Source organism: Erythrobacter sp. (assembly GCF_023653175.1).
Lineage (GTDB): Bacteria > Pseudomonadota > Alphaproteobacteria > Sphingomonadales > Sphingomonadaceae > Erythrobacter.
In genome coordinates this window covers 1-23,383 of sequence record NZ_JAMNXL010000015.1, presented here as the reverse complement: position 1 = coordinate 23,383, position 23,383 = coordinate 1, and the positions used below count along the sequence as shown (strand labels likewise).

Annotated in this window: 25 protein-coding genes; 17 read left to right on the top strand and 8 right to left on the bottom strand. The window is 65.7% G+C overall.

All coding sequences use genetic code 11. The features are described 5' to 3' along the window. Positions 1-37: 37 nt before the first annotated feature. From NBV68_RS03550 to NBV68_RS03495, 12 genes are all read left to right on the top strand, one after another. Entirely contained in the window at positions 38-2,263 is a 2,226-nt protein-coding gene (locus tag NBV68_RS03550; protein ID WP_296307267.1) for a DPP IV N-terminal domain-containing protein, read from the top strand. Between the two features lie 89 nt (positions 2,264-2,352). Further along, entirely contained in the window at positions 2,353-3,378 is a 1,026-nt protein-coding gene (locus NBV68_RS03545) for an aspartate-semialdehyde dehydrogenase (RefSeq protein WP_296307265.1), read from the top strand. 5 nt (positions 3,379-3,383) lie between these two features. Further along, positions 3,384-3,950: an aspartate-semialdehyde dehydrogenase gene (locus tag NBV68_RS03540; protein ID WP_296307263.1), complete on the top strand. Its 567-nt coding sequence runs from the start codon at positions 3,384-3,386 to the stop codon at positions 3,948-3,950. A 111-nt stretch (positions 3,951-4,061) separates the two neighbouring features. After that, complete coding sequence (locus tag NBV68_RS03535) at positions 4,062-4,712, top strand: DsbA family protein (protein WP_296307262.1); 651 nt, start codon at positions 4,062-4,064, stop codon at positions 4,710-4,712. Continuing rightward, the gene (locus NBV68_RS03530; RefSeq protein WP_296307259.1) at positions 4,709-5,158 is read left to right on the top strand and encodes a GFA family protein; all 450 of its coding nucleotides are present in this window, start codon (positions 4,709-4,711) and stop codon (positions 5,156-5,158) included. The genes NBV68_RS03535 and NBV68_RS03530 overlap by 4 nt, the downstream gene beginning before the upstream one ends. After that, entirely contained in the window at positions 5,155-5,919 is a 765-nt protein-coding gene (locus NBV68_RS03525; protein ID WP_296307257.1) for an alpha/beta fold hydrolase, read from the top strand. The genes NBV68_RS03530 and NBV68_RS03525 overlap by 4 nt, the downstream gene beginning before the upstream one ends. A gap of 63 nt (positions 5,920-5,982) precedes the next feature. After that, positions 5,983-7,839: a M2 family metallopeptidase gene (locus NBV68_RS03520; protein ID WP_296307255.1), complete on the top strand. Its 1,857-nt coding sequence runs from the start codon at positions 5,983-5,985 to the stop codon at positions 7,837-7,839. Next, the gene (locus tag NBV68_RS03515) at positions 7,839-8,846 is read left to right on the top strand and encodes a YncE family protein (protein ID WP_296307299.1); all 1,008 of its coding nucleotides are present in this window, start codon (positions 7,839-7,841) and stop codon (positions 8,844-8,846) included. The genes NBV68_RS03520 and NBV68_RS03515 overlap by 1 nt, the downstream gene beginning before the upstream one ends. After that, positions 8,846-9,298 carry a RimK/LysX family protein gene (locus tag NBV68_RS03510; protein ID WP_296307253.1) on the top strand — a complete coding sequence of 151 codons (453 nt, stop codon included), beginning with the start codon at positions 8,846-8,848 and terminating at the stop codon, positions 9,296-9,298. The genes NBV68_RS03515 and NBV68_RS03510 overlap by 1 nt, the downstream gene beginning before the upstream one ends. Positions 9,299-9,385: 87 nt before the next feature. Then, complete coding sequence (gene rimK, locus NBV68_RS03505) at positions 9,386-10,291, top strand: 30S ribosomal protein S6--L-glutamate ligase (protein WP_296307251.1); 906 nt, start codon at positions 9,386-9,388, stop codon at positions 10,289-10,291. A 30-nt stretch (positions 10,292-10,321) separates the two neighbouring features. Continuing rightward, positions 10,322-11,278 (top strand): DUF4019 domain-containing protein, encoded by a 957-nt coding sequence (locus NBV68_RS03500; RefSeq protein WP_296307250.1) that lies wholly within the window; start codon positions 10,322-10,324, stop codon positions 11,276-11,278. Between the two features lie 197 nt (positions 11,279-11,475). Further along, entirely contained in the window at positions 11,476-11,958 is a 483-nt protein-coding gene (locus NBV68_RS03495; protein ID WP_296307249.1) for a hypothetical protein, read from the top strand. Between the two features lie 42 nt (positions 11,959-12,000). On the opposite strand, the gene NBV68_RS03490 is transcribed toward NBV68_RS03495, so the two are convergent. From NBV68_RS03490 to rpsF, 4 genes are all read right to left on the bottom strand, one after another. After that, positions 12,001-13,482, bottom strand: coding sequence for an AMP nucleosidase (locus NBV68_RS03490; RefSeq protein ID WP_296307248.1), 1,482 nt, complete (start codon positions 13,480-13,482; stop codon positions 12,001-12,003). A 93-nt stretch (positions 13,483-13,575) separates the two neighbouring features. Next, positions 13,576-14,181, bottom strand: a complete 606-nt coding sequence (rplI, locus tag NBV68_RS03485; protein ID WP_296307247.1) for a 50S ribosomal protein L9 — start codon at positions 14,179-14,181, stop codon at positions 13,576-13,578. Positions 14,182-14,195: 14 nt separating this feature from the next. Beyond that, positions 14,196-14,420, bottom strand: a complete 225-nt coding sequence (gene rpsR, locus NBV68_RS03480) for a 30S ribosomal protein S18 (protein ID WP_017665523.1) — start codon at positions 14,418-14,420, stop codon at positions 14,196-14,198. Continuing rightward, a complete protein-coding gene (gene rpsF, locus NBV68_RS03475) occupies positions 14,420-14,785 on the bottom strand; it encodes a 30S ribosomal protein S6 (protein ID WP_296307244.1) in 366 nt (121 codons plus the stop codon). Before rpsF ends, rpsR begins: the two co-directional genes overlap by 1 nt. A gap of 208 nt (positions 14,786-14,993) precedes the next feature. On the opposite strand from rpsF, the gene NBV68_RS03470 reads away from it, so the two are divergent. After that, complete coding sequence (locus tag NBV68_RS03470) at positions 14,994-15,941, top strand: DUF808 domain-containing protein (protein ID WP_296307242.1); 948 nt, start codon at positions 14,994-14,996, stop codon at positions 15,939-15,941. A gap of 11 nt (positions 15,942-15,952) precedes the next feature. Continuing rightward, positions 15,953-16,603 carry a glutathione S-transferase family protein gene (locus tag NBV68_RS03465; protein ID WP_296307241.1) on the top strand — a complete coding sequence of 217 codons (651 nt, stop codon included), beginning with the start codon at positions 15,953-15,955 and terminating at the stop codon, positions 16,601-16,603. Positions 16,604-16,670: 67 nt separating this feature from the next. Here NBV68_RS03465 and NBV68_RS03460 read toward each other — a convergent pair whose 3' ends face one another. The 4 genes from NBV68_RS03460 to NBV68_RS03445 all read right to left on the bottom strand — a co-directional run bounded on the left by NBV68_RS03460 (position 16,671) and on the right by NBV68_RS03445 (position 20,827). Further along, positions 16,671-17,027 carry a hypothetical protein gene (locus NBV68_RS03460; RefSeq protein ID WP_296307239.1) on the bottom strand — a complete coding sequence of 119 codons (357 nt, stop codon included), beginning with the start codon at positions 17,025-17,027 and terminating at the stop codon, positions 16,671-16,673. A gap of 493 nt (positions 17,028-17,520) precedes the next feature. Then, the gene (locus tag NBV68_RS03455; protein ID WP_296307237.1) at positions 17,521-19,068 is read right to left on the bottom strand and encodes a class I adenylate-forming enzyme family protein; all 1,548 of its coding nucleotides are present in this window, start codon (positions 19,066-19,068) and stop codon (positions 17,521-17,523) included. Positions 19,069-19,104: 36 nt separating this feature from the next. Continuing rightward, positions 19,105-19,392, bottom strand: a complete 288-nt coding sequence (locus NBV68_RS03450) for a hypothetical protein (RefSeq protein WP_296307235.1) — start codon at positions 19,390-19,392, stop codon at positions 19,105-19,107. Positions 19,393-19,399: 7 nt separating this feature from the next. Next, the gene (locus NBV68_RS03445) at positions 19,400-20,827 is read right to left on the bottom strand and encodes a Mur ligase family protein (RefSeq protein ID WP_296307234.1); all 1,428 of its coding nucleotides are present in this window, start codon (positions 20,825-20,827) and stop codon (positions 19,400-19,402) included. A gap of 56 nt (positions 20,828-20,883) precedes the next feature. Here NBV68_RS03445 and NBV68_RS03440 point away from each other — a divergent pair, with 56 nt between their 5' ends. The 3 genes from NBV68_RS03440 to NBV68_RS03430 form a co-directional block, all read left to right on the top strand. Beyond that, on the top strand, positions 20,884-21,714 hold the full coding sequence (locus NBV68_RS03440) for an LD-carboxypeptidase (RefSeq protein ID WP_296307233.1): 831 nt from the start codon (positions 20,884-20,886) through the stop codon (positions 21,712-21,714). A gap of 37 nt (positions 21,715-21,751) precedes the next feature. Further along, positions 21,752-22,687, top strand: coding sequence for an ACP S-malonyltransferase (fabD, locus tag NBV68_RS03435; protein ID WP_296307232.1), 936 nt, complete (start codon positions 21,752-21,754; stop codon positions 22,685-22,687). A 51-nt stretch (positions 22,688-22,738) separates the two neighbouring features. Continuing rightward, a partial coding sequence (locus NBV68_RS03430; RefSeq protein ID WP_296307231.1) for a beta-propeller domain-containing protein occupies positions 22,739-23,383 on the top strand: 645 nt, incomplete at its 3' end.

Here is a 23,383-nt window from a genome sequence, read left to right as displayed (position 1 = left end):
CCATGCGGTTGCTCGCAATGACGAGGTGACTTTTGGAATGCGTTTCATCCTTGCTGCTGCCACTCTTTTTCTCGCAGCCCCAGCCATGGCGGAGGCTCCCGTGACCACCGAAGCCCCCGCCCTGACCTTCGAGCGCGTCTTTGCTTCCCCCGGCCTCGATGGCCCTGCGCCGCGGCAGGTGAAGCTTGCGCCCGACGGGCGCTTCCTCACGCTGCTGCGCAACCGCGCCGATGACCGCGACCGTTATGACCTGTGGGGCTACGATATCGAGACCCGCGAATGGCGGATGCTGGTCGATTCGGAAAAGCTCGGCTCTGGGCGCGAGCTGTCCGAGGACGAGAAAATGCAGCGCGAGCGCGCGCGGGTCGGCAGCCTCAAGGGGATCATCGCCTACCAGTGGGCGAGCAACGGCGCGGGCGTGCTGGTGCCGCTGGATGGCGACCTGTTTCTGGCCAAGCTCGATGGCACGGTCACCCGCCTCACCGATACCGAAGGCACCGAACTCAACCCGCAATTGTCGCCCAGGGGCGGCGCGGTCAGCTTCGTGCGCGACCGGCGGCTGTGGGTCGGCCCGGTCGGTGGCGAGGCGCAGCCGATCACGCCCGCAGGCGAGGCCGAGACGATCCGCTGGGGCGAGGCGGAGTTCGTCGCGCAGGAGGAAATGGCGCGCCTGCAAGGCTATTGGTGGGCGCCCGACGACACCCGCCTCGTCGTCCAGCGCACCGACGAGGCCGCAGTCGGCATCGTCACCCGGGCGGCGATCGGGGCGAAGGGCACCAAGGTCTTCGACCAGCGCTACCCCGCGGCGGGCACCGACAACGCCGTGGTCGAGCTGTTCGTGATGAACCCCGACGGGACGGGCAGCGTCAAGATCGACCTCGGGCTCAACATCGACATCTATGTCGCCCGCGTCGACTGGGCGCCCGACGCCTCGGCGATCTACGTCCAGCGGCAAGACCGCGCGCAGACGCGGATCGATGTGCTCAAGGTCGATCCCGCCACGGGCGCGAGCACGCTTCTGTTCACCGAAACCGCCGCGCGGCCCGATTACTGGATCAACCTCTCCGACAATTACCGCTTCCTCAAGGACGGCAGCCTGCTGTGGTGGTCCGAGCGCGACGGCTTCGGGCACTTTTACCGCTATGCCGATGGCCAGTGGGCGCAGCTGACCAAGGGGACGTCGCCCACCACCGCGCTGGTCGGGGTGGACGAGGTGGCCGGCACCTTCACCTATCAGGCGACCACCGACGTCCTCACCCAGCAGATTTATCGCGCGCGGCTGGACGGCAGCGGCGAGCCCGAACTGCTCACCGATCCCGCCTTCACCAACAGCGCCAGCATGGATAGCGCAGGCCGCCTGCTCTATGTCAGTCGCTCGGGCGGGGGCCAGCCGCCGCAGTCCTACCTTGCCACGCCCGATGGCAGCCGGGTCGCGTGGATCGAGGAGAACCGGGTCGAGGGCGAACACCCCTATGCGCCCTTCCTCGCCAGCCATGTGACGCCCGAATACGGCACCATCGCCGCCGAGGACGGCACGCCGCTCCACTGGATGATGCTGCGGCCCAAGATGGAGCCGGGCAAGCGCTACCCGGTGTTCTTCCAGCACTATGGCGGGCCGGGGCCGCAGACGGTGACGAAGGGCTGGGGCGGGGCCCTCGCGCAGGCGATTGTCGACAAGGGCTACATCTTCTTTGAGCTCGACAACCGTGGCTCGGCCAACCGCGGCGTGGATTTCGAACAGCCGCTCTACCGCGCGATGGGCGGGGCCGAGGTGCGCGACCAGAAGGCGGGGGCGCTGTTTCTCAAGAGCCTCGACTATGTCGATCCGGCGAAGATCGCCACCTATGGCTGGTCCTATGGCGGCTACATGACGCTGAAGATGCTCGAGGCCGATCCGGGGCTCTACGCCGCCGGCATCGCGGGCGCGCCGGTGACGCGCTGGGAGCTTTATGACACCCACTACACCGAACGCTACATGGGCGATCCCCGCGAAGTGCCCGAGGCTTACGAGAGGGCGAGCGCCATTCCGCAAGCCACCAAAATCGCCGATCCGCTGCTGCTGATCCACGGCATGGCCGACGACAACGTGATCTTCGAGAACTCCTCGGAGCTCATCAGCGTCCTCCAGGAGAGCAACACGCCCTTCGAGATGATGCTCTACCCCGGCTACACCCACCGCGTGTCGGGGCCGAAGATCGGCCCGCATGTCTGGAACGGCATCTTCCGCTTCCTCCAAGCGCACGGGGTGACGCCTCCGGAATAGGGCCGGAATAGGTCTGCACGGCGACGATAGCGGTTGCGCTTGGCGCACCCGTCGCTATCTCGCACCTGCAAAACACAGGAGAATGCCAAGTGGGTTACCGGGTGGCAGTGGTCGGCGCGACCGGCAATGTCGGGCGCGAGATGATGCAGGTCTTGGCCGAGCGCGAATTTCCGTGCGACGAGGTCGCCGCGGTCGCATCGTCGCGTTCGGTCGGCAGCGAGGTCGAGTTCGGCGACACCGGCAAGATGCTCAAGTGCAAGAACATCGAGCATTTCGACTTCGCCGGCTGGGACATCGCGCTGTTCGCGGCCGGCTCCGGCCCGGCCAAGGAATATGCCCCCAAGGCAGCGGCAGCTGGTTGTGTCGTCATCGACAACTCGTCGCTCTATCGTATGGACCCCGATGTGCCGTTGGTGGTGCCGGAAGTGAACCCCGACGCGATCGACGGCTACAAGGCCCGCAACATCATCGCCAACCCCAACTGCTCGACCGCGCAGCTGGTGGTGGCGCTGAAGCCCCTGCATGATGCCGCGACGATCAAGCGCGTGGTGGTCTCGACCTACCAATCAACGTCCGGTGCGGGCAAGGCCGGGATGGACGAGCTGTTCACGCAGAGCCGCGCCATCTTCGTCGGCGATCCGGTCGAGCCCGCCAAGTTCACCAAGCAGATCGCCTTCAACGTCATTCCGCATATCGACGTCTTCCTCGACGACGGCTCGACCAAGGAAGAGTGGAAGATGGTGGTCGAGACCAAGAAGATTCTCGATCCCAAGATCAAGCTGACCGCGACCTGCGTGCGCGTGCCGGTGTTCGTCGGGCACTCGGAGGCGGTCAATATCGAGTTCGAGAACGAACTCAGCGCCGAAGCGGCGATGGACATCCTGCGCGAGGCGCCCGGCGTCATGCTGATCGACAAGCGCGAGGACGGCGGATACATCACCCCGATCGAATGCGTCGGCGATGCGGCGACCTTCGTCAGCCGTGTGCGCGAGGATCCCACGGTCGAGAACGGGCTGACCATCTGGGTGGTCTCGGACAACCTGAGGAAGGGCGCGGCATTGAACGCGGTGCAGATCGCCGAGCTGCTCGGCCGCCGCCACCTCAAGAAGGGATAGGGCCGATGCGTCTTGCTCTCATCGCGCTTGCGGGCGCGCTCGTGCTGGCGGCCTGCGACAGCGGCGGGGTGCCGAACCCGGCTGAAAAGCGCTCTGGCGAGGCGGAGCCGGCGCCGGTCGCGGCCAATGCCGTCGCGCTCCGCCCGGACGGGATGACCGCGGGGGCCGAGAGCTTCTTCTTTGCCGCCGGCAAGGTCGAGGTCGAGGCCGCGCTCGCCAAGGCGCTGGGCGAGGCGCTGCGCAGCGGCGAGAACCCCGAATGCGGCGCCGGGCCGATTACCTTCACCGATTACGCCGGCGGTCTCACCGCGCATTTTCAGGATGGCAAGCTTGTAGGCTGGAACTGGCACCTGCCGCAGGACGGCGACCGTGCGGCGAGCGGCACGATCGCTCTGGTCGGCACGGTCCAACTCGGCACTCCGCGCGCTGGCGTCGAGGCCGCACCCGGCTTTGCCAAGGTCGAGGCCAGCACGCTGGGCGAGGAATTCGCGCTTGGCGAGAAGCTCGGCGGCTTCATCACCGGCGACAGGGTGGAGATGCTCTACGCCGGAACCCAGTGCTTCTTCCGCTGATCGCGCGCCTCGGTCCTTAGCGGCTGCGTTCCTGCCAATTCCGGGCGGGATTGCCTGCTCCGGCGAAGCAGGCACTGGTCGCCCGCCCCGAAGCGCGCTAGCAGGTCGGCCATGACGCTCCACGCCGACCTGTTCTTCAGCTTCCGCTCGCCCTATTCCTACCTCGCGGTCGGGCGATACCGGGCCATGGCCGAGGAATATGACCTCGCCATAGCCTTGCGCACCGTGTGGCCGATCGCGATCCGCGATCCCTCGCTGCTGTTCACCGGCAACCCCAATGTCGGGCGCTACATCTTCATCGATGCCGCCCGCTCTGCGCAGATGCTTGGGCTTCCCTACCGCTGGCCGCGCCCCGATCCGGTGGTGCAGAACCTCATGACCCGCGAAATCGCGGCCGAGCAGCCGCATATCCACCGCCTGTGCCGCATGGGGCAGGCGGCCGAGCGGGCGGGGCGGGGCCTCGCCTTTGCCGACGAGGTTTCGCGGGTGATCTGGTCGGGCACCGTCGACAATTGGCATGAGGGCGACCACCTCGCTGATGCCACCGCCCGCGCAGGCCTCGATTTCGCCGCGCTCGCGGCCGAGGCGGCCGATGATGCGGCGGCGCTCGATGCCGAGATCGAAGCCAACCAGGCAGCGCTGGAGGCCGCGGGCCACTGGGGCGTGCCGACGCTGGTGTTCGAGGGCGAGCCCTTCTTCGGGCAGGACCGCATCGCCATGGCCAAGTGGCGGATGGAGCAGAAGGGGTTGCAGCCGCGATGAAGGGCGAACTCACCGGCGGGTGCCTGTGCGGCGCGGTGCGCTACACGCTGCGGGAGGGCCTGCGTCTCAACGCCTATGCCTGCCACTGCACCGATTGCCAGAGCCGCACCGGCAGCGCCTTTTCCGAACACATGCTGTTTGCGCTCGCCGACCTTGCAATCACTGGCGAACTCGACATCGGTGAGTATGATCAGCCGAGCGGGGCGCATTCGCGCATTTACGGCTGCGCGAAGTGCAAGGCGCGGATTTATGCCACCAACGACGCACGGGAGGGGATGGCGAGCCTGCGCTGCGGCACGCTCGACAACAGCGCGTCATTCGTCCCGGCCGGTCATGTGTGGGTCAGGAGCAAGCAGCCGTGGATCGGCCTGCCCGAGGGCGCGAGGGTGATGGACGAACAGCCGCGCAGCACCGAGGAATGGGTCGCCTTCGTAGGGCTGGCATGAGCATGCCGGTCACGGATCGCTTCGCCAGCTTCGACGGCACCCAGCTTGCGGTCCACATTTTGGGAGAGGGCCGCCCGGTGGTGCTACTCCACGGGCTGTTTTCCTCGGCGCAGATGAACTGGATCAAGTGGGGCCATGCCGAGCGGCTTGCGGCCGCGGGCTTCCGGGCGATCATGCTCGATTTCCGCGTCCATGGTGAGAGCGATGCCCCGCGTGAGGCGGGCGCCTATCCCACCGGCGTGCTGGTGCGCGATGTCGCCGCGCTCGCTGAGCATTACGCGCTCGAGCCGGGCGGGTTCGATCTTGTCGGCTTCTCGCTGGGCGCGCGCACCGCAGTCCACACGGTGGCGCACGGGGTGCTCGAGCCGCGCCGCCTGTGCATCTGCGGGATGGGGGTCGAGGGACTTGCCGGTTGGGCGCGCCGCGCGGATTTCTTCAAGCGGGTGATCGACGAATTCGACACCATCCGCCCCGGCGATCCGGCCTATGCCGCGCGCACTTTCCTGAAATCCCAAGGGGTCGACCGCACCGCCGCGCGGCTATTGCTTGACGCGATGGACGATTTCGACCTTGAGGCGCTCGCAGGCATCACCATGCCGACAGCCGTGATCTGCGGCGACGAGGATCGCGACAACGGCTCGGCCGAGGACCTCGCCGCGCTGCTGCCGGACGCACGCCATGTCGCAGTCCCCGGCACGCATATGGGCAGTGTGACGAAGCCAGAACTCGGCTCGGCGATTGCAGGCTTCCTCGCTGCTTGATTCCACCGGCAAGCGCGTTCAAACCTGACACCATTGTCACATGACTGACGGGAACCCCTCGCAATGAAATCTGCCGCCCCCCTGCTGAAGGGCGCCGTCGCCGCGCTCGCCATCGCCATAGCCGCGCCGCTGGCGGCGCAAGAGAACCTGCCGGCCCCGGCCGCGGTCGCGACCTATCCCGAAACGCCCGAGGGCGCCGCGGCGTGGATCGCCATGGTCGAGGCCGATCTTGCCGCCTTCTCGAAGGAAAACGGCCACGTCTCCTGGCTCAACGCCACCTATATCAACCACGACAGCGACACGCTCGCGGCGCGCTACGGCGCCGAGCTGACGGTCAAGCAGGTCGGCTATGCGAACGAGGCGGCACGCTATGCGCGGGTTTCCGGGCTCGATGCCGAGACAGCGCGCAAGCTCGACATGCTCAGGAACGGAATTTCGCTGCCCGCTCCCAACCGCCCCGGCGCGGCCGAGGAGCTCAATGAAATCGCCACGCGCCTCGGCTCGGCCTATGGCCGCGGCAAGGGAACGCTGAACGGCCAGCCGATCAACGGTAGCGACATCGAGGCCGAGATGGGCAATCTCGAGCGCACGCCCGATGAGCTCAAGGAAATGTGGGCGAGCTGGCACGACAATGTCGGCGCCCCGATGCGCGGCGACTATGTCCGCATGTCCGCGCTCGCCAATGAGGGCGCCAAGGAGCTGGGCTTTGCCGATTACGGCGCGATGTGGCGGTCGGGCTATGACATGCCGCCGGAACAATTCGCCGCCGAGACCGAGCGGATGTGGCAGGAGGTGAAGCCGCTCTACATCGCGCTCCACACCTATGTGCGTCGCAAGCTCAACGAGAAATACGGCGATGCCGTCCAGCCGCGCACCGGCCCGATCCGCGCCGACCTGCTCGGCAACATGTGGGCGCAGGAATGGGGCAACATCTACCCGCTGGTCGCGCCTGCGGGTGCGGGCGATATCGGCTATGACGTCACCGATCTGATCGCGAAGAAGAACCTCGATGCGGTCGGCATGGTCAAGGTCGGCGAGCAGTTCTTCTCCTCGCTGGGCTTTGACCCGCTTCCCGCGACCTTCTGGGAACGCAGCCAGTTCACCAAACCGGCTGACCGCGAGGTGGTGTGTCATGCCTCGGCCTGGAACATCGACAATGTCGACGATCTGCGCATCAAGATGTGCATCAAGCCCAATGGCGACGACTTCGTCACCATCCACCACGAGCTCGGTCACAACTACTACCAGCGCGCCTATAACGGGCAGGACTACCTGCATCTCAACGGCGCCAATGACGGCTTCCACGAGGCGATCGGCGACATGATCGCGCTGTCGATCACGCCCGAATATCTGGTGCAGATCGACATGCTCGATCCCAAGGACGTGCCGAGCGCCGACAAGGACATCGGCCTGCTGCTGCGTCAGGCGATGGACAAGGTCGCCTTCCTGCCCTTCGGCCTGCTGCTCGACCGCTATCGCTGGGGCCTCTATGACGGCTCGATCCCGGAGGCCGAGATCAACACGGGCTGGAACGATTTGCGCCGCGACTATCAGGGCATCGTCCCGCCGGTGCCGCGCGATCCGGCCGGGTTCGATGCGGGGGCCAAGTATCACATTCCGGCCAACGTCTCCTACACCCGCTACTTCCTCGCGCGGCTGCTGCAGTTCCAGTTCTACAAGTCCGCCTGCGACACCGCCGGGTGGAAGGGGCCGCTCCACCGCTGCTCGTTCTATGGCAACAAGGAGGTGGGTGCGAAGCTTGATGCGATGCTCGAGCTGGGCGCCTCCAAGCCCTGGCCCGACGCGCTCGAGGCCTTCACCGGGACACGGCAGATGAGCGGCAAGGCGATGGTCGAATATTTCGCCCCGCTCAAGAAATGGCTCGACCAGCAGAACAAGGGCGAGACGGCGGGCTGGTGATGGGACGCGGGAGCGGAGCCATTATCGCCCTAGCAGGGGTGCTGGCGGTGCTTGCCGCCGGCACTCCGGCAGCGCTTGCAGGGGAAGGGCCGGAGGGGGCGCTGTTCGTCGCTGGCAAGCGCGGCAACACGCTCTCCAAGGTCGATCTGGCGACCGGCGCGGAAGTGCTCAGGGTGCCAAGCTGCACCAACCCGCACGAACTCGCCACCTCGCCCGATGGCAAGCACGTCGCGCTCGCCTGCTACGGCGGGACGAGCGTCGACATCTTCCGCACCGACACCCTCGAAAAGGTGCGCAGCATCGATCTCGGCGCCAATGCCGGTCCGCACGGGATCGTGTGGCACGCCAGCGGCACCATTTATGCGACTGCCGAGGGACGGCGCTCGATCTTCCAGCTGGTCGGCCCGCTGACCAGCGCTACCACACTTTTCGAGTTCGGGACCGGCAAGGAGGGCAGTCACATGCTCGCCATCAGCCCCGACGAGCGCACCGCCTGGACCACCGATCTGGGCTCGCGCACGGTCACCCGGATCGATCTGAAGACCCGCCGCGCGCCCCTGTCGGTGACCGTCGGCGAGGAGCCTGAAGGCATCGCGCTCTCGCCCGACGGCAGCACGTTGTGGGTCTCGGCGCGCGGTTCCAATCAGGCCTTCGCGCTCGATCCCCAGTCGATGGAGGTGCGCAAGACGGTTCCCACCGGGCGCTTCCCCTTGCGCATCGCGGTGCGCCCGCAAGGCGATGTTGCGGTGACCAGCGATCTTCAGGACGGCATCCTCAGCGTGATCGACACCGCCACCGCCAAGGTGATCCGCACCATCCCCGTCTCCTCGCCCGCCGAGGCCGAGGCGCGCTTTCAGGTGACGATCCTGTGGTCGAAGGACGGCCGCCGCATCTATGTCGCCGAAACCGCCAGCGATACTGTCGCCGAGGTCGATTACGAGCGCGGCACCGTCCTTCGCCGCTTCACCTCTGGCGAGGGCGGGGACGGGATGGCTATCCTGCCCTGATGGCAGCCAGACCCCCTCTTGTCGTGGGCTGGCGCGAGCTGGTGAGCCTGCCCGAGCTCGGGCTTGCCGGCATTCCCGCCAAGATCGACACCGGCGCGCGCACCTCCTCGCTCCACGCCCATTTGGTCGAGGATTTCGTCCGTGGGGGCGAGCGCTTCGTGCGCTTCGCGGTCGACTGGGACGGGACGCGGCACTTCTGCGAGGCGATCCATGTCGACCTGCGCGGCATCACCTCGTCGAACGGCGACCAGCAGACCCGCTTTGTCATTAAGACGCCGCTGAGGATCGGTAATCTCACCTTCCGGGCGGAAATCAGCCTGGCGGACAGATCCCAGATGCAGTTCCCGATGCTGATCGGACGCACCGCGCTCCGGCGGCGGATGGTGGTGGATAGCGGCCATTCCTGGCTGCAATCACCTGCGATAGCGCATATGGGGCGCGTCCGCCGCTAGAGCGTTTTTCCAGCCGGGTGCTCTCACCCGGCGGCCGGAAAACGCGACAACATAATGGTTTGATGCGCCGGTCTTGAAAGGGTCTTCATGAAAATCGCGATGCTGGCGCGCAACGCCAACCTCTACTCGCACAAGCGGCTGAAGGAGGCCGCCGAGGCGCGGGGGCACACGCTCGACATCCTCAACACGCTGCGCTGCACGGTGCATATTGCCAGCCACCGCCCGCAGGTGTTCTACAATGGCGCGCCGATTGCCGCCTATGACGCGGTAATCCCGCGCATCGGGGCCTCGATTACCAATTACGGCTTGTCGATCCTCAGGCAGTTCGAGATGGCGGGCGTCTGGTCGCTGAACGAAAGCGTCGCCATCGGCCGCAGCCGCGACAAGCTGCGCAGCTTGCAGATCCTCGCCAAGCATGGCCTCGGCCTGCCGCTCACGGCCTATGCGAACGACCCCAAGGCGGCCGAGGAGATCATCAAGGCGGTCAAGGGCCCGCCGGTGGTGATCAAGCTGATCGAGGGGACGCAAGGCATCGGCGTGGTGCTCGCCGAGACGATGAGCAGCGCCAAGTCGGTGATCGAGGCGTTCCGCGGGGCCAACGTCAACATCCTGGTGCAGGAGTTCATCAAGGAAGCCGGCGGCACCGATATCCGCGCCTTGGTGGTGGGCGGCAAGGTGGTCGCCGCAATGCAGCGCACCGGGGCGGCGGACGAGTTCCGCTCGAACCTGCACCGCGGCGGCAGCGCACAGGTGATCAAGATCACCCCCGAAGAACGCTCGACCGCGGTGCGCGCGGCCAAGCGCATGGGGCTGAACGTGTGCGGCGTGGACATGCTGCGCTCGAACCACGGGCCGGTGATCATGGAGGTCAATTCCTCCCCCGGCCTCGAGGGGATCGAAAGTGCGACGGGCAAGGATATCGCCGGACAGATCATCGAGTTCATCGCCGCCAACGCCAAGGGCGGCGCGACCAAGACCAAGGGGCAGGGGTAGGGCTCGACTCTGCGCTGGCACCGGCTTAGCATGCTGATCAGCAAGGAGGTTTTGGCCATGCGTATGACAGGTGCGGCGCTGGTGCTAACGTTGCTCGGGGCGCTGTCCGGGATCGGGCCGGTGCTGGCGCAGGCGCCCGACGCCACCCGCGAGGTCAATATCACTCAGGGCTCTGAGGCGGGCTGGATCCCGAGCGAAGAGCTCGAGGCCAAGGCGCTCGCCTCCTGGCAGCGTTTCTATGCGCTGCTTGAGGCTGGAGATGATGATGCAGCCCATGCCATGATGAGCGAAGGGTTCCGGGCCCAATATTCCCTTGCGCAGTTCCGCAGTGACCGCGCTGCGGCTCGTGCGATTCGGGGCGCGCTGATTACGCGCGATCAGGTCAGGCTTAACTGGACCAAGGATAGCCCGGCGGTCCCCTATCCCGGCATCTACGTCGCGATTGATGCCAGCGCGCGGTTTGCAGCGGTGGACCGGTTCTGCGGTTATACAATCCTCTATCTCGCCCCGGGGGCGCAGGACTTTACGGTGATGCGCTTTCAGGAGACTCTCATCGATAATGCCGCATTTGCCGATATCGCCGCTACCAGTAGCCCTTTGCAGGCGCAGCTAGTGTGGCGGCTCACGTCGCGCAGCTGCCCCAATTACACCCCCGAGCCGCTGCCCGGCACGGTGTCGGACGGGATCGAATACCGCACCGTCGCCGAAGCACGTGCGGCGGTGGCCGCGCGCGAAGGGATCGAGACCAAGGTCGAGAATGGCTGGACGGTCATCGCGCACCGCGCAAGCTTCTCGGTCTGGTCTTTCGCCCCCGAAGGCGCGCCGACCTATCCGGCCGTGATCAAACGCTGGGCCGTTCCGAATGGAACGGATAACTCGGCCGCTTCAATCGCAATGATCTGCGAATCCCGGAAATCCGCATGCGATGCGGTGTTTGACGAGATGGCCTACAAGAACGGCTTCGTTCCGGTCACATTCGAAAAATAGGCGCCGCCTCACTCATTCCGCGCCATGAGCCCGCCATCGACCCGGATTGCCGTGTCGGTTATGTCCGGCAAGCTAGCCAAGGGCCGCCGCCGCGTTACCTTGTCCGCCATTCGCACCGGCGCTGACCAATTAATCCAAGCCAGACGGGGGGCGAATCGGTTATGGTTGCGCTCCGGGTTGTTAACGGAGGGAATTTCATGACCATTCGCCGTCTTTTGTCGCTGTCTGTCCTTGCGGGCCTGGCTGCCGCCACCGCCGTTCCGGCCGCTGCCGAGGATGCCAGCGTCGCCAAGCGGCTCGACCGCGCCGGCCTCAAATACGAGGTCGACGACGACGGCGATTACAAGCTCACCTTCAACTATTCGAGTGAGGGGCGCACCCAGCTGGTGTTCGTCTCGGGGACGACCCAGACTGTCTCGGGGCTGACCGTGCGCGAGGTGTTCTCGCCCGCAGGCCGCGTCGAGAAGGACGGGATCGGCGGGAAGGCGGCGCTCGAACTGCTCGCAGCCTCGGGCCAGATGAAGATGGGCAGCTGGGAAATCCGCGGCGACGTGCTCCATTTCGTCATCAAGGTGCTCGACAGCGCCACCGCGACCGAGCTGTCGAGCCTGCTCGACATTGCCGCCGAGACGGCCGACGACAAGGAAATCGAGCTCTCGGGGGATCGCGACGACCTGTAAGCCGAGGTCAGGGCGGCGCGGGGTGGCGCCGCCCTACACACCTTAGCGAAACGGCGGCTCGTTAAACGCGCGCAGCTTGCGCGAGTGGAGGCGGTCGCCCTCGGCGCGCAGCCGTGCCACCGCGACGATCCCGATCTGGAGATGTGCGGCGATGGTTTCCTCGTAGAACTTGTTCGCCTGCCCAGGCAGCTTGATCTCGCCATGAAGCGGCTTGTCCGAGACGCATAGCAGCGTCCCGTAGGGCACCCGGAAGCGATAGCCCTGCGTGGCGATGGTCGCGCTTTCCATGTCGATCGCGATCGCGCGGCTCTGCGAGAAGCGCGTCGCCGATGACGAATAGCGCAGCTCCCAGTTGCGGTCATCGGTGGTCACCACCGTACCGGTGCGCATCCGCTGCTTGAGATTGGCGCCCTGCACACCCGAGACCTGCTCGGCCGCGAGCGCCATCGCCTGCTGGACTTCGGCAATCGGCGGGATCGGGATTTCGGGGGGCAGCACCGCGTCGAGCACGTGATCGTCGCGCAGGTAGGCATGCGCGAGCACGAAATCGCCGATCTTCTGGGTGGAGCGCAAGCCGCCGCAGTGGCCGATCATCATCCACGCGTGCGGGCGCAGCACCGCGAGGTGATCGCAGATGTTCTTGGCGTTGGAGGGGCCGACGCCGATGTTGACGAGGGTGATGCCGCTCCCGTCCTCGCGCACCAGGTGGTAGGCGGGCATCTGGTGCTTGCGCCAGGCGGTGTCGTTGAGCTGGTCCTGCGCGTGGGGCGTGGGCTCGCGGATGTCGAGCCCGGCCGCTCCGGTCAGCGCGACATAGCCGTCAGTGCCGATCGCCTGCGCGCCCCAGTTCACGAATTCATCGACATAGCGGTGATAGTTGGTGAAGAGCACGAAGTCCTGGAAGTCGCTGACCTCGCTCCCGGTGTAGTGTTTCAGCCGCGCGAGCGAGTAATCGGTGCGCAGGCCATCGAACAACGAGAGCGGCATGTCATGATCGCCGTCGATCTCGATCCCGTCGGCCAGTTCGTCGCCGATCAGGGCAAGGTCGGTCGCGGGGAAGTGCGCGGCGATCTCGCGCGGGGCGATTCCGACCATCGCCGCCCCCGCCTCGCCGTCGAGCACATAGGGGAAGGGGATTTCCTGCCGCGAGCGGGTGACGGTGACCTCGATCTCGTATTCCTCGGCGATCAGTTGGAGCTGTTCGGTGAGATATTGCGCGAAGCGATCCGGGCGGGTGACGGTGGTCGAATAGGTGCCCGGCGCCTCGAGCCGCCCGAAGGCGCGGCTGCGATCGCGCGGTTCGCCCACGCCCGCATAGCGCAAGGTGATCTGCGGATAGGCATAGGAGCCATCGGCGCGCTTGGCGGGGGCCGGCAAGGTGCCGTTCTTCCCGAAGGCGATGACGTCATCGCGCAAGGTGCGCACCGCGTCGTCATAGTGGCGCTGAAGCTCGGCGAGGATGGCGGGAATGTCGATCATGGCAGTTGTCTCTGCTCCTTTGTTGTTATCCTTGTGTGGCAGCACCTTTGCGGCTGGCGACGCCGTTTACAAGACGGGCGCGAAGATCGCATCCGATCTTCGCGCCCTCGTATCTTGCGCCTGTGAAGGCCGGAAAGCTTACGCGTCCTCGCCGCCTTCGAGCAGCTCGGCCGGGATTTCGCCCGGTTCGAGGCTGGTGTCGATGCGGGTCGCTTCGGCCTGTTCCTCGATCTCGCGCTGTTCGTCTTCGAACATCGCGGCGAGCACGTCGACGCCTTCGCTCTGGAGCTTGGCTTCGTCGTCCGAACGGGCGACGTTGGCCTTCACGGTCACGCGCACTTCGGGGTGCAGAGCAACGGTCACGTCGTGCATGCCGATGGTCTTGATCGGCGCAGCCAGGATGACCATGCGCTTGTCGACGTCATGGCCCTGATCGGCGAGGCCCGACACGATGTCGCGCACGCTGACCGAACCATAGAGCTGACCGGCGTTCGAAGCGGCGCGGATCAGCACCACTTCGGCGCCCGCGACCTTTTCACCCTGCGCTTCGGCCTCGGTGCGGCGGGCGGCGTTTTCGGCCACCAGACGGTCACGGTTGGCTTCGAAGACCTTGCGGTTGGCTTCGTTAGCGCGAAGGGCCTTCTTCTGCGGCAGCAGGAAGTTGCGCGCATAGCCGTCCTTCACGGTGACCACGTCACCGATCGAGCCGAGCTTCTCGATGCGCTCGAGGAGAATGATATCCATGTGTCCTTCTCCTCTTACTTCACGATGAAGGGCAGCAGGCCGATCTGGCGCGCGCGCTTGATCGCCTGGGCCAGTTCACGCTGCTTCTTCGCCGAGACGGCGGTGATGCGCGAGGGCACGATCTTGCCACGCTCGGACATGAAGCCCTGAAGCAGGCGCACGTCCTTGTAATCGATCTTGGGGGCGTCCTTGGCCGCGAAGGGGCAGGACTTGCGGCGGCGGAAAAACGGGCGTGCCATCAGTCGCGCTCCTCACGGGTTTCGCGGCGCTTCCGCTCGCGGTCGTTCTTGCGCATCATCACGCTCGGGCCTTCCTCGTGTTCTTCCACGCGGATGGTCATGTAGCGGATGACGTCTTCGTTGATGCGGGTCTGGCGCTCGAGCTCGGCAACGACCGAGCCGGGGGCTTCGATGTTGAGCAGCACGAAATGCGCCTTGCGGTTGCGCTCGATCTTGTAGGCGAGCGACTTGAGGCCCCAGGTTTCGGTCTTGGTGACCTTGCCATTGCCGGCCTCGACGATTTCGGTGGCTTGTGCCGCAAGCGCGTCAACCTGAGCCTGGCTCAGGTCCTGACGCGCAAGAAAGACGTGCTCATACAGAGCCATCTTCTTGTCCTTTCACTCCATGCCGATCGCTGGCTGATCCGTTCGACACGAACGGGGCCCCTCCGGCTTTCTTCGATACATCGCCGGGCGGTTCCCATGCGAAGCGGCGGCCCTTACAGCTTTGCGGGGGAATTGCAAGTCTTGTGCGCAGGGAACAGGCAGGGCACTCGGCGAGTTTAACGAGGTATCGCACAAGGGGGAAGTTTCCGTGCCTTCAGGATTGGTCGCCTTGCTTGACGACGTGGCAGTGATCGCGCGCGCCGCGTCCGCCTCGATCGATGATATCGCCGTGGCCGCCGGCAAGGCCGGGTCCAAGACCGCGGGCGTTGTCATTGACGATGCGGCTGTCACGCCCAGCTACGTCACCGGCCTGTCCCCGGCGCGCGAATTGCCGATCATCTGGAAGATCACCAAGGGCAGTTTGAAGAACAAGCTGCTGATCCTGTTGCCGGGCGCGCTGCTGCTGTCCGAATTCCTGCCGCAGGCGATCATCTTCTTGCTGATGCTGGGCGGGGCCTTCCTGTGCTACGAGGGCGCGGAAAAGGTGATGGAGAAGCTGGGCGGGGCCAAGCACGGCAAGACGCTGGAGGACGAGATCGTCGATCCGGTCGCCTTCGAGAACGAGCGGGTGGGCGGGGCGATCCGCACCGACCTGATCCTCTCGGCCGAGATCATGGCGATCACGCTTGCCGCGCTGGAACTGGATGTGTGGTGGGAACGCGGCATTGCGCTCGCGCTGGTGGCGGTCATCGTCACGGTGGTGGTCTATGGCGCGGTGGCGGTGATCGTGAAGATCGACGATGTCGGCCTCTATCTCACGAAGCAGGCGGAAAGCTGGAAGCAGGGCCTGGGCCATTTCCTGCTGCGCTTCGTACCCAAATTGCTGATCGCCCTGTCGCTGATCGGCACGGTGGCGATGCTGTGGGTGGGCGGCGGGATCATCGTCCATGGCACGCACGAGATCGGCTTCCACGGGTTGTACGATATCATCCACGGAGCCGAAGGCGTGGTTGCCGCTGCCGCCGGTGCGCTTGGCGGGGTTGCAGGCTGGGTGACCTATGCCGCACTGTCGGCGGTGGTGGGGCTGGTGCTGGGGAGCCTGATCGCCTTCGTCCTGCACAAAGTGCTGGGTGTGGGCGCGGGCGAGGGGCACTAAGCCTCAGCCTTATGACCACACCTGTCCTCTACACCTGCGCGTGTTCGCGCGGATTGCGCGCAACCTGGGCGGCCGAGGAGGCGGGGGTCGATATCGACCTCAAGATCCTCCCGTTCCCGCCGCGCTACCTTGCGCCGGAATACATGGCGATCAATCCATTGGGCACCGTGCCGATGCTGGTGGATGGCGAGACGCGGCTGACCGAAAGCTGCGCCATCGCCCACTACCTCGCCACCCGCGGCGGATATACTTCGCTCGCGGTCGCCCCCGGGGAGCGCGACTATGGCGAATATTGCGACTACACCTACCACGCCGACGCGACGATCACCTTCCCGCAGACGGTCTACATGCGCTTCTGCCTGTTCGAGAAGGACAAGGGATTGCAGGAAGCGGGCCATGCCTACGCCAAGTGGTTCCACAAGCGCCTGATCAAGGTCGAGCAGCGCCTCGAAACCCGCGAATACCTGTGCGCGGACCGGTTTACGGTTGCCGACATCTGCGTCGGCTATGCCCTGATTCTGGCTGAGAGTGTGGGGCTCGACGAGGGCGTGCCCGATAGCCTCAAGATCTACCGCGAGCGCCTGACGTCGCGTCCGGGCTACCAGCGAGCGTTTGCGCGTGAGGAAGCGGGCAGGAAGGCGCTGGAGAGTCAGCGGGGCTGAACGACCACTTTCGGGAAACATGGCGGGTGGCCTGTGAGGCCGCTGCTGGGTGGAATGTGGTCTTTTTTTAGTCGTGGAAAGCGTCGATGATGTGCTGCTCGGTGACTCCCTCTTCCCGTGCCCACAGGATCATAAATTCAGCCAGATACCAATCGATAATCTCGTTTGGTCGCGTAAGGCCAATTAAGAGGCGCAACCCTCCTTGGTTTTCGACGCTTGTCTTGCCGATCTCGGCCCACACAGCAGCCTCAAGTGCGGCCATGTCATGCGGCTGGCTGCAATCATCGAACGCGGCGACGACCTTTTCCCGCAAGGCATCCGAAAGCGAGATGTGCCTGTAAAGATTACGAGTAACGATATGCGTCATCGGGCTGATGGCACCTTCGTCTATCTCTCGAATTAAACTGTCAGCATCACCTGCCATATCAGCAGAATATCGACCTGTAGAAAGTCCGCAACGGGGTCGCTTTCAGGATGTCCGCAATGGGCCGAAACGAGGCTGAAGTGGCCATCCCCTCATTCGTCGCCCTGGACTTGCCTGCCCGGGTCAAGGCCGGGGATCCGGGGTTCGGCTTTTCTTCTGCCTTTGTCGCCGCTTCAAGGTAGCCAAACGCCGTGTCGAGCACGGGGCGACGATAAGGGGAAGGGCAGCAACGGCGTCGTTTGCGCAGAGGTCTGCATTCGGCACAAAGACCGCAGTTTCGGATATTTCCTACACGTCTCCCGGCGGTTACAACCTGCGTCGGCTCATTCGCATCGCAGCAAGGGTGGTCGCAAGACCGCCGAGGGATAAACAAGCCCCTCTCCCCTGTCCGTCCGCACGGTGCGGAACGGTCTAAGGCTATAATTTATATTGAGAATAATGATGTTCGCGAAGTTGACGCGGTGTCACCTTTGTCCACTTTCCAACACGCTATTCACGCCGCCTGGTCAGGCGTCACCGGGCGTGCGGACAACTCCCGGCGCAGCAGCTTGCCGATCGGGTCGCGCGGCAGCTGGTCGACGAATTCGATGTAGCGCGGGCGCTTGTAGCCCGCGATCTGGCCCTTGAAGCGCAGTGTTATTTCCTCGCGGGTCAGGCTCATCCCCGGCTTCAGCACCACGAAGGCCTTGACTGCCTCGCCCCATTGCCGGTCGGGTACGCCGCAGCAGCCCGCGTCGGCGACCTCGGGCATGGCGGCGAAGATCGCGTCGACTTCGGCCGGGTAGACATTCTCGCCGCCGGTCTTGATCAGCTCCTTGGCGCGCCCGAGCAGATAGCCGCGGCCGCGCTCGTCCATTGTGCCAAGGTCGCCGGTGCGCAGCCAGCCGTGGCCGAGCGCGGCCTCGGAGGCTTCGGGGTTGCGCCAGTAGCCGAGCATGACCGAGGGGCCGCGCAAGGCGAGTTCACCTTCCTCGCCGGGTGGGAGGTGGTTCCCCTCGGGGTCGAGCACGGTCATCGTCACATGCGGCAGGGTCCAGCCGATCGAGCGCGGCGCTTCGAGCATGTCGGGGTAGTCCATGAAGGTCGCAAAGCCGCAGATCTCGGTCTGGCCGTAGCCGCCGACGACGCGGGCGTCCCACTCGGTTTCGATGAATTCGTACATTTGCGGCCGCCCCATGCCAGCCCCGCCGGTGTAGTTGGTGAGCGGCATCCGGCCCTCGCGGATCGGCTCCATCGCCTGCCACGGAAAGCTGATTGTCGGGAAGGCGCTGGTGGTGGTGCAGCCCTCACGGTGGAGGAGGTCAAGGATCGCCGCACTGTCATCGTCGCGCCCCGCAAACACGCTGGTGCCCCCGCAAGCGAGCATCGCCGCGACCTGCTGCATGCCGACCACATGGAACATCGGATTGACCGAGAGCAGCACTTCATCATGGCGAAACCCGCGGTGCTGGGCAAAACCCAGAGCGCTGGCCGCGACCGCGCTTCCGGCTTGCAGGCAGCCCTTGGGCTTACCCGTCGTGCCACTGGTATACATCATGTAGAGCGGGCGGTCAGGGGCAAGGGCGAGGCCCCTGGCGAGGTCGTAGCCATTTCCGAGCGGCGGGTGGGTGGTGGTCGCGGCGGTCTCGAACAGGCCGCCGGGGGCATGGGCCTCGTCCACCATGTGCACCTCGCCCGCGTCGGCTTCGATCAGCAGGTCGGCAAAGCGCGGGTTGGCAAAGGTCATGGAGACCTCGGCATTGCCGCAGATCCATGCCAGCTCGGCAGGGGCAAGCCGCCAGTTGAGCAGCACCGCGATGGCGCCGATGCGGCTGCAGGCGAGCAGCGCGGTGAGGAACGGCGCGCCGTCGGTCAGCAGCAGCGCGATGCGGTCCCCCGGCGCGATCCCCCGGGCGAGCATCCAGCGCGCAAGGTTGGTGACGCGGGCGTCAAGCTGTCCCCACGTAAGGCGCTGCGTGCCATCGACGCTCGCCAGCCGGTGGGCGTGGCGCTGCGCACAGTTCGCCAGCAGCGTATCGAGCGTGAAGTCGCGGGGGTGCATGGGCGGCAGGCTATCGTCCCGGCCGGCAATCTGCCATCAGCGAATTTGCGAAGGGGCGACGGCCAGATCCTCGCCACACCGGGTGCACACGCGGTTGGGCCAGAACACGACGAAAGGCCCGCGGAAGAAAGCGTTCTTGCCGCATCTGGGGCAGTTGAAGCGCAGCATCGGGGCGTTGGCGACGAGCAGCATCATGATCGCTGCGGCAAAGGCGAGGGTCGAGTGGCCGTAGAACCGGTCGACCGTTACCACCAGCAGCACCGCCAGCACCACCACGCCAGCCATTCGCCACGCATGACGCGCCGCGCGGGCGTAAAGGCTCATGCGCGGCTCACGCAAGGCGGGCGAGGATCGATCGTGCGAACTCGGTGAGGGTGTCGTCGCGCGCGCCCATCACCACGATCCGGTCACCGGGACGGGCGAGGGTGACGATGCGCGTCCCGCAGGCCTCGCGCTCCGGGATGTGCTCGGCCTTGCCGCCTGCGGCGTTGATCAGATCGACGATCCGCTCGCTTCCCACGCTGCGGTCGACCGTGCCGCCGAAATAGACCGGATCGCATATGATCGTGATGTCATCCGGCCCCAGCTCGCGCGCGAAGGTGCGGGCGAGTTCCTCACCCATCTGGCGCAAGGGGCCATAGCCGTGGGGTTGGAAGAAGGCGATCACGCGGCCCGGCGTTGCCTTGAGGGTGCGCAGTGTGGCGGCGCATTTTTCGGGATTGTGGCCGAAGTCGTCGATCACTGAAATCCCCGCCGGGCTCGTGCCGATGACGTCGAAGCGCCGCGCCAGGCCCGCAAAGCTGCGCAGCGCATAGACCGCGTGGTTCACACCGATTCCCGCCGCGCTCGCCGCCGCGATCGCCGCGAGCGCGTTAGAGAGGTTGTGCAGGCCCGGCATCGGCAGGATCAAGGGGAAGACCTCGCGCCGGCGATTGTCGACCACCGCCGCGCGGATGCCGAGCTCGCTCATGTCGATCGAATCCGCCTCGACACTGATGTCGGCGCCCTTGGCCCGGATCCCGAACGTCACTTTGCCCTCGGCGCGGGGGATCAGATAGCCGGCCTCGGCGGAATCGAGGTTGATCACCGCCGTCCCCGTCTCTCCGATGAAGTTGCCGAACAGCACCCGCAATTCCTCGATGCTCTTGTGATCGAGGCTGACATTGAGCAGCACGCCCACGGTCGGGCGGTAGAGCGCGATCGAGCCGTCGCTCTCGTCGACTTCTGCAACGAACACCCCCGCACTCCCGATCCGTGCCGAGGCGAAGGGGTTGGCGGGCGAGACGAAGTTCTTCATCACCGCGCCGTTCATCACCGTTGGATCGTGCCCCGCCTCGGCGAGGATCCACGCGATCATGCCGGTGACTGTCGACTTGCCCGAGGTGCCGCCGACCGCGACCGAAAAATCGGCAGCGTTGAACAATTGCGAGAGCAGCTCGGCCCGGCTGAGGCGCTCGCAGCCCAGTTCCTTTGCGCGCGCGACTTCGGGCACAGTGTCCTCGATCGCGGCCGAGGCGACCAGCACTTGTTCTGCTGAGGTCACCCCGCTGCCGTCCTGCGGGAAGAGCGTGAAACCGTTCGCTTCCATCCACGCGAATTTTTCAGGTGTGCGGCCCTGGTCGCGGCTGCGGTCGGAGCCGGCGACCGGATGGCCGCATCCTTGTGCGATCTGCGCGAGCGGAAGCATCCCGGAACCGCCGATGCCGCAAAAGAACAGCGGCCGCCCGGAGAGCGCGCCCGTGGTGACCCCGTTATCCATATTGGACTTGGTTATTGGCTTGCACGCCCCCTGACAAGCACCATAGGCTGGGGCGTATGACGAATATCGCCATTTGTGCCCCGGCCACCCCGATCACCCGCGAACAGCAGGCCGCGCTCGAGGCGTTGGTGGCTGCCGAGTTCCCGGGGCATCGCGTCACCTTCCACGACCAGTGCTTCGAGCGTGCGGGGCATTTTGCGGGCGATGACCTGCGGCGGCTTTCGGCTCTGCTCGAATTTGCCAATGATCCGGCCTTCGATGTCGTGTGGTTCGCCAAGGGCGGCTACGGCTCGAACCGCATCGCCGAAGCGGCGGTCGCGCAGATGAACCGCGCGGCGCGGACCAAGACCTATATCGGCTTTTCGGATGCCGGTTACCTGCTTGCCGCGCTCTATCGGGAGAGGATCGGGCAGAGCGTCCACGGCCACATGCCGGTGAGCGCGCGCTCGGAAGGGGGCAAGGAGGCGATTAGGCGCGTGCTGCGCTGGCTTGAGGGGGATACCAGCGGACTGGAGCCCAGCCTCGACGGCACCACGCCTGCGGCCGCGTTCAATCTCATCACGCTCGCCATGATTGCAGGCACGCCGCTAATGCCCGACCTCACCGGCCATGTGCTGATGGTCGAGGAAGTGGCCGAGCACATGTATTCGATCGACCGGTTGTTCTTCCACCTTGCCGGAAGCCTTCCGCGGCTTGCCGGGCTCAGGCTGGGCGCGGTCACCGATGTGCCGGAAAACTACGTCGAATTCGGCCAGAGCGAGGAGGAGATCGCCCGCTTCTGGTGTGACCGGATGGGCGTGCCCTATCTTGGCCGCGCGCTGATCGGGCACAATTCTGCCAACAGGGTTGTGCCCTTCGGCCTTGCCAGCCCGCCCGCGCGCACGTAACGGCGCCCGCCAAAATCATAACAAGGCGGGATTGCACATGCGCGCGTTCATCTTTCCGGGGCAGGGCAGCCAGAAGGTCGGCATGGGGGCAGAGCTTGCCGCCGCAAGCGAGGCGGCCCGCGACGTCTTCGGCGAGGTCGACGAGGCGCTGAAGCAGAGCCTCTTTGCCTTGATGCGCGATGGGCCCGAGGACCGCCTCACCCTGACCGAGAATGCGCAGCCAGCGATCATGGCCAATGCCATTGCCACCTTGCGCGTTCTGGAACGCGATTTCGGCGTGAAGCTGCTCGAAACGGCGAATTGCGTCGCGGGCCATTCGCTGGGCGAATACACCGCGCTCGCGAGCATCGGGGCTTTCAGCCTGTCCAACACCGCACGCCTCCTGAAGCTGCGCGGGTGGGCGATGCAGGCTGCGGTGCCGGTCGGCGAGGGGGCGATGGCGGTGTTGCTCGGCGCCGACATTGAGCAGGCCAAGGCGCTGGCCGAGGCCGCCGCGCAGGGCGAGGTGTGCGAGGTCGCCAACGACAACGACCCCTCGCAGGTCGTGCTCTCGGGTCACGCCGCCGCGATCGAGCGGGCGGTGGCGCTCACCAAGGAGCACGGGATCAAGCGCGGCATGATCCTCAATGTCTCCGCGCCCTTCCACTCCTCGCTGATGGAACCCGCTGCCGAGAAAATGGCCCACGCCCTTGCCGCGACCCCGCCCGGCGCGCTGGCCCTGCCGCTCTATGCCAACGTCACCGCCGCGCCCGTCACCGACCCCGATGAGAGCCGCGCGCTGCTGGTCGAGCAGGTCACCGGCCGGGTGCGTTGGCGCGAAAGCGTGCTGGCGATGCGCGCGGACGGGGTCGCGCACTTCGTCGAGCTCGGCGGCAAGGTCGTCGGCCCGATGGTGAGCCGCACCGACAAGGAGGCCGAGGTCACCAGCCTTGTCACGATGCAAGACCTTGAGGCCTTTGCCAAAAGCCTGTGATGGGTTAGTCTCGCTCCCATCCGGCGAAATGCCGGTCACGAGGAGAGGGGCATGGAACCGGTGCAGTCGCGTGGCAATCAGGCGCTGTCGATAGGCGTGGTGCTGTTGCTTGTGGCGGTGCTGATGGCCGCAGTTGGCTTCAGCACACCCTCGGACGCCAAGGAGAGCGCCGCGGCCGCAGCGCCGGGCACGGGCCTCAGCGGCTTTTCCGACAAGGCCGCGCTCGATGCCTTCACCCGCAAGATGGCGCGGCTCGAACGGCGAATAATGGTCACGGCGGAAATGCCCATGTCCGCACCCCCGGCTTACGCGGTCGCCGCCGAGGTTGCCGAGCCCGAAGCTGACGCCGCCCCGGCCGCCGAAAGCATCACCAACACCCAGGAAGCCGGCGTCGACGAGGGCGGGATCGTCAAGCAGGCGGGGGACTATCTCGTCGTGCTGCGGCGCGGTCGGCTGTTCACGATCCGCATCGGCGGCGACGCGCTCGCGCCCGCAGGCATGATCGACGCCTTCCCGCCGGGCAAGAAAGATCCCGGCGACACCTGGTATGACGAGATGCTGATCCACGATCGGCAGGTGATCGTGATCGGCTATTCCTATGGCTCGGAAGGAACCGAGATCAATCGCTTCGACATCGCCGAGGGCGGCAAGCTTGCCTACCGCGACACGCATTACATGCGCTCGGGCGATTACTAT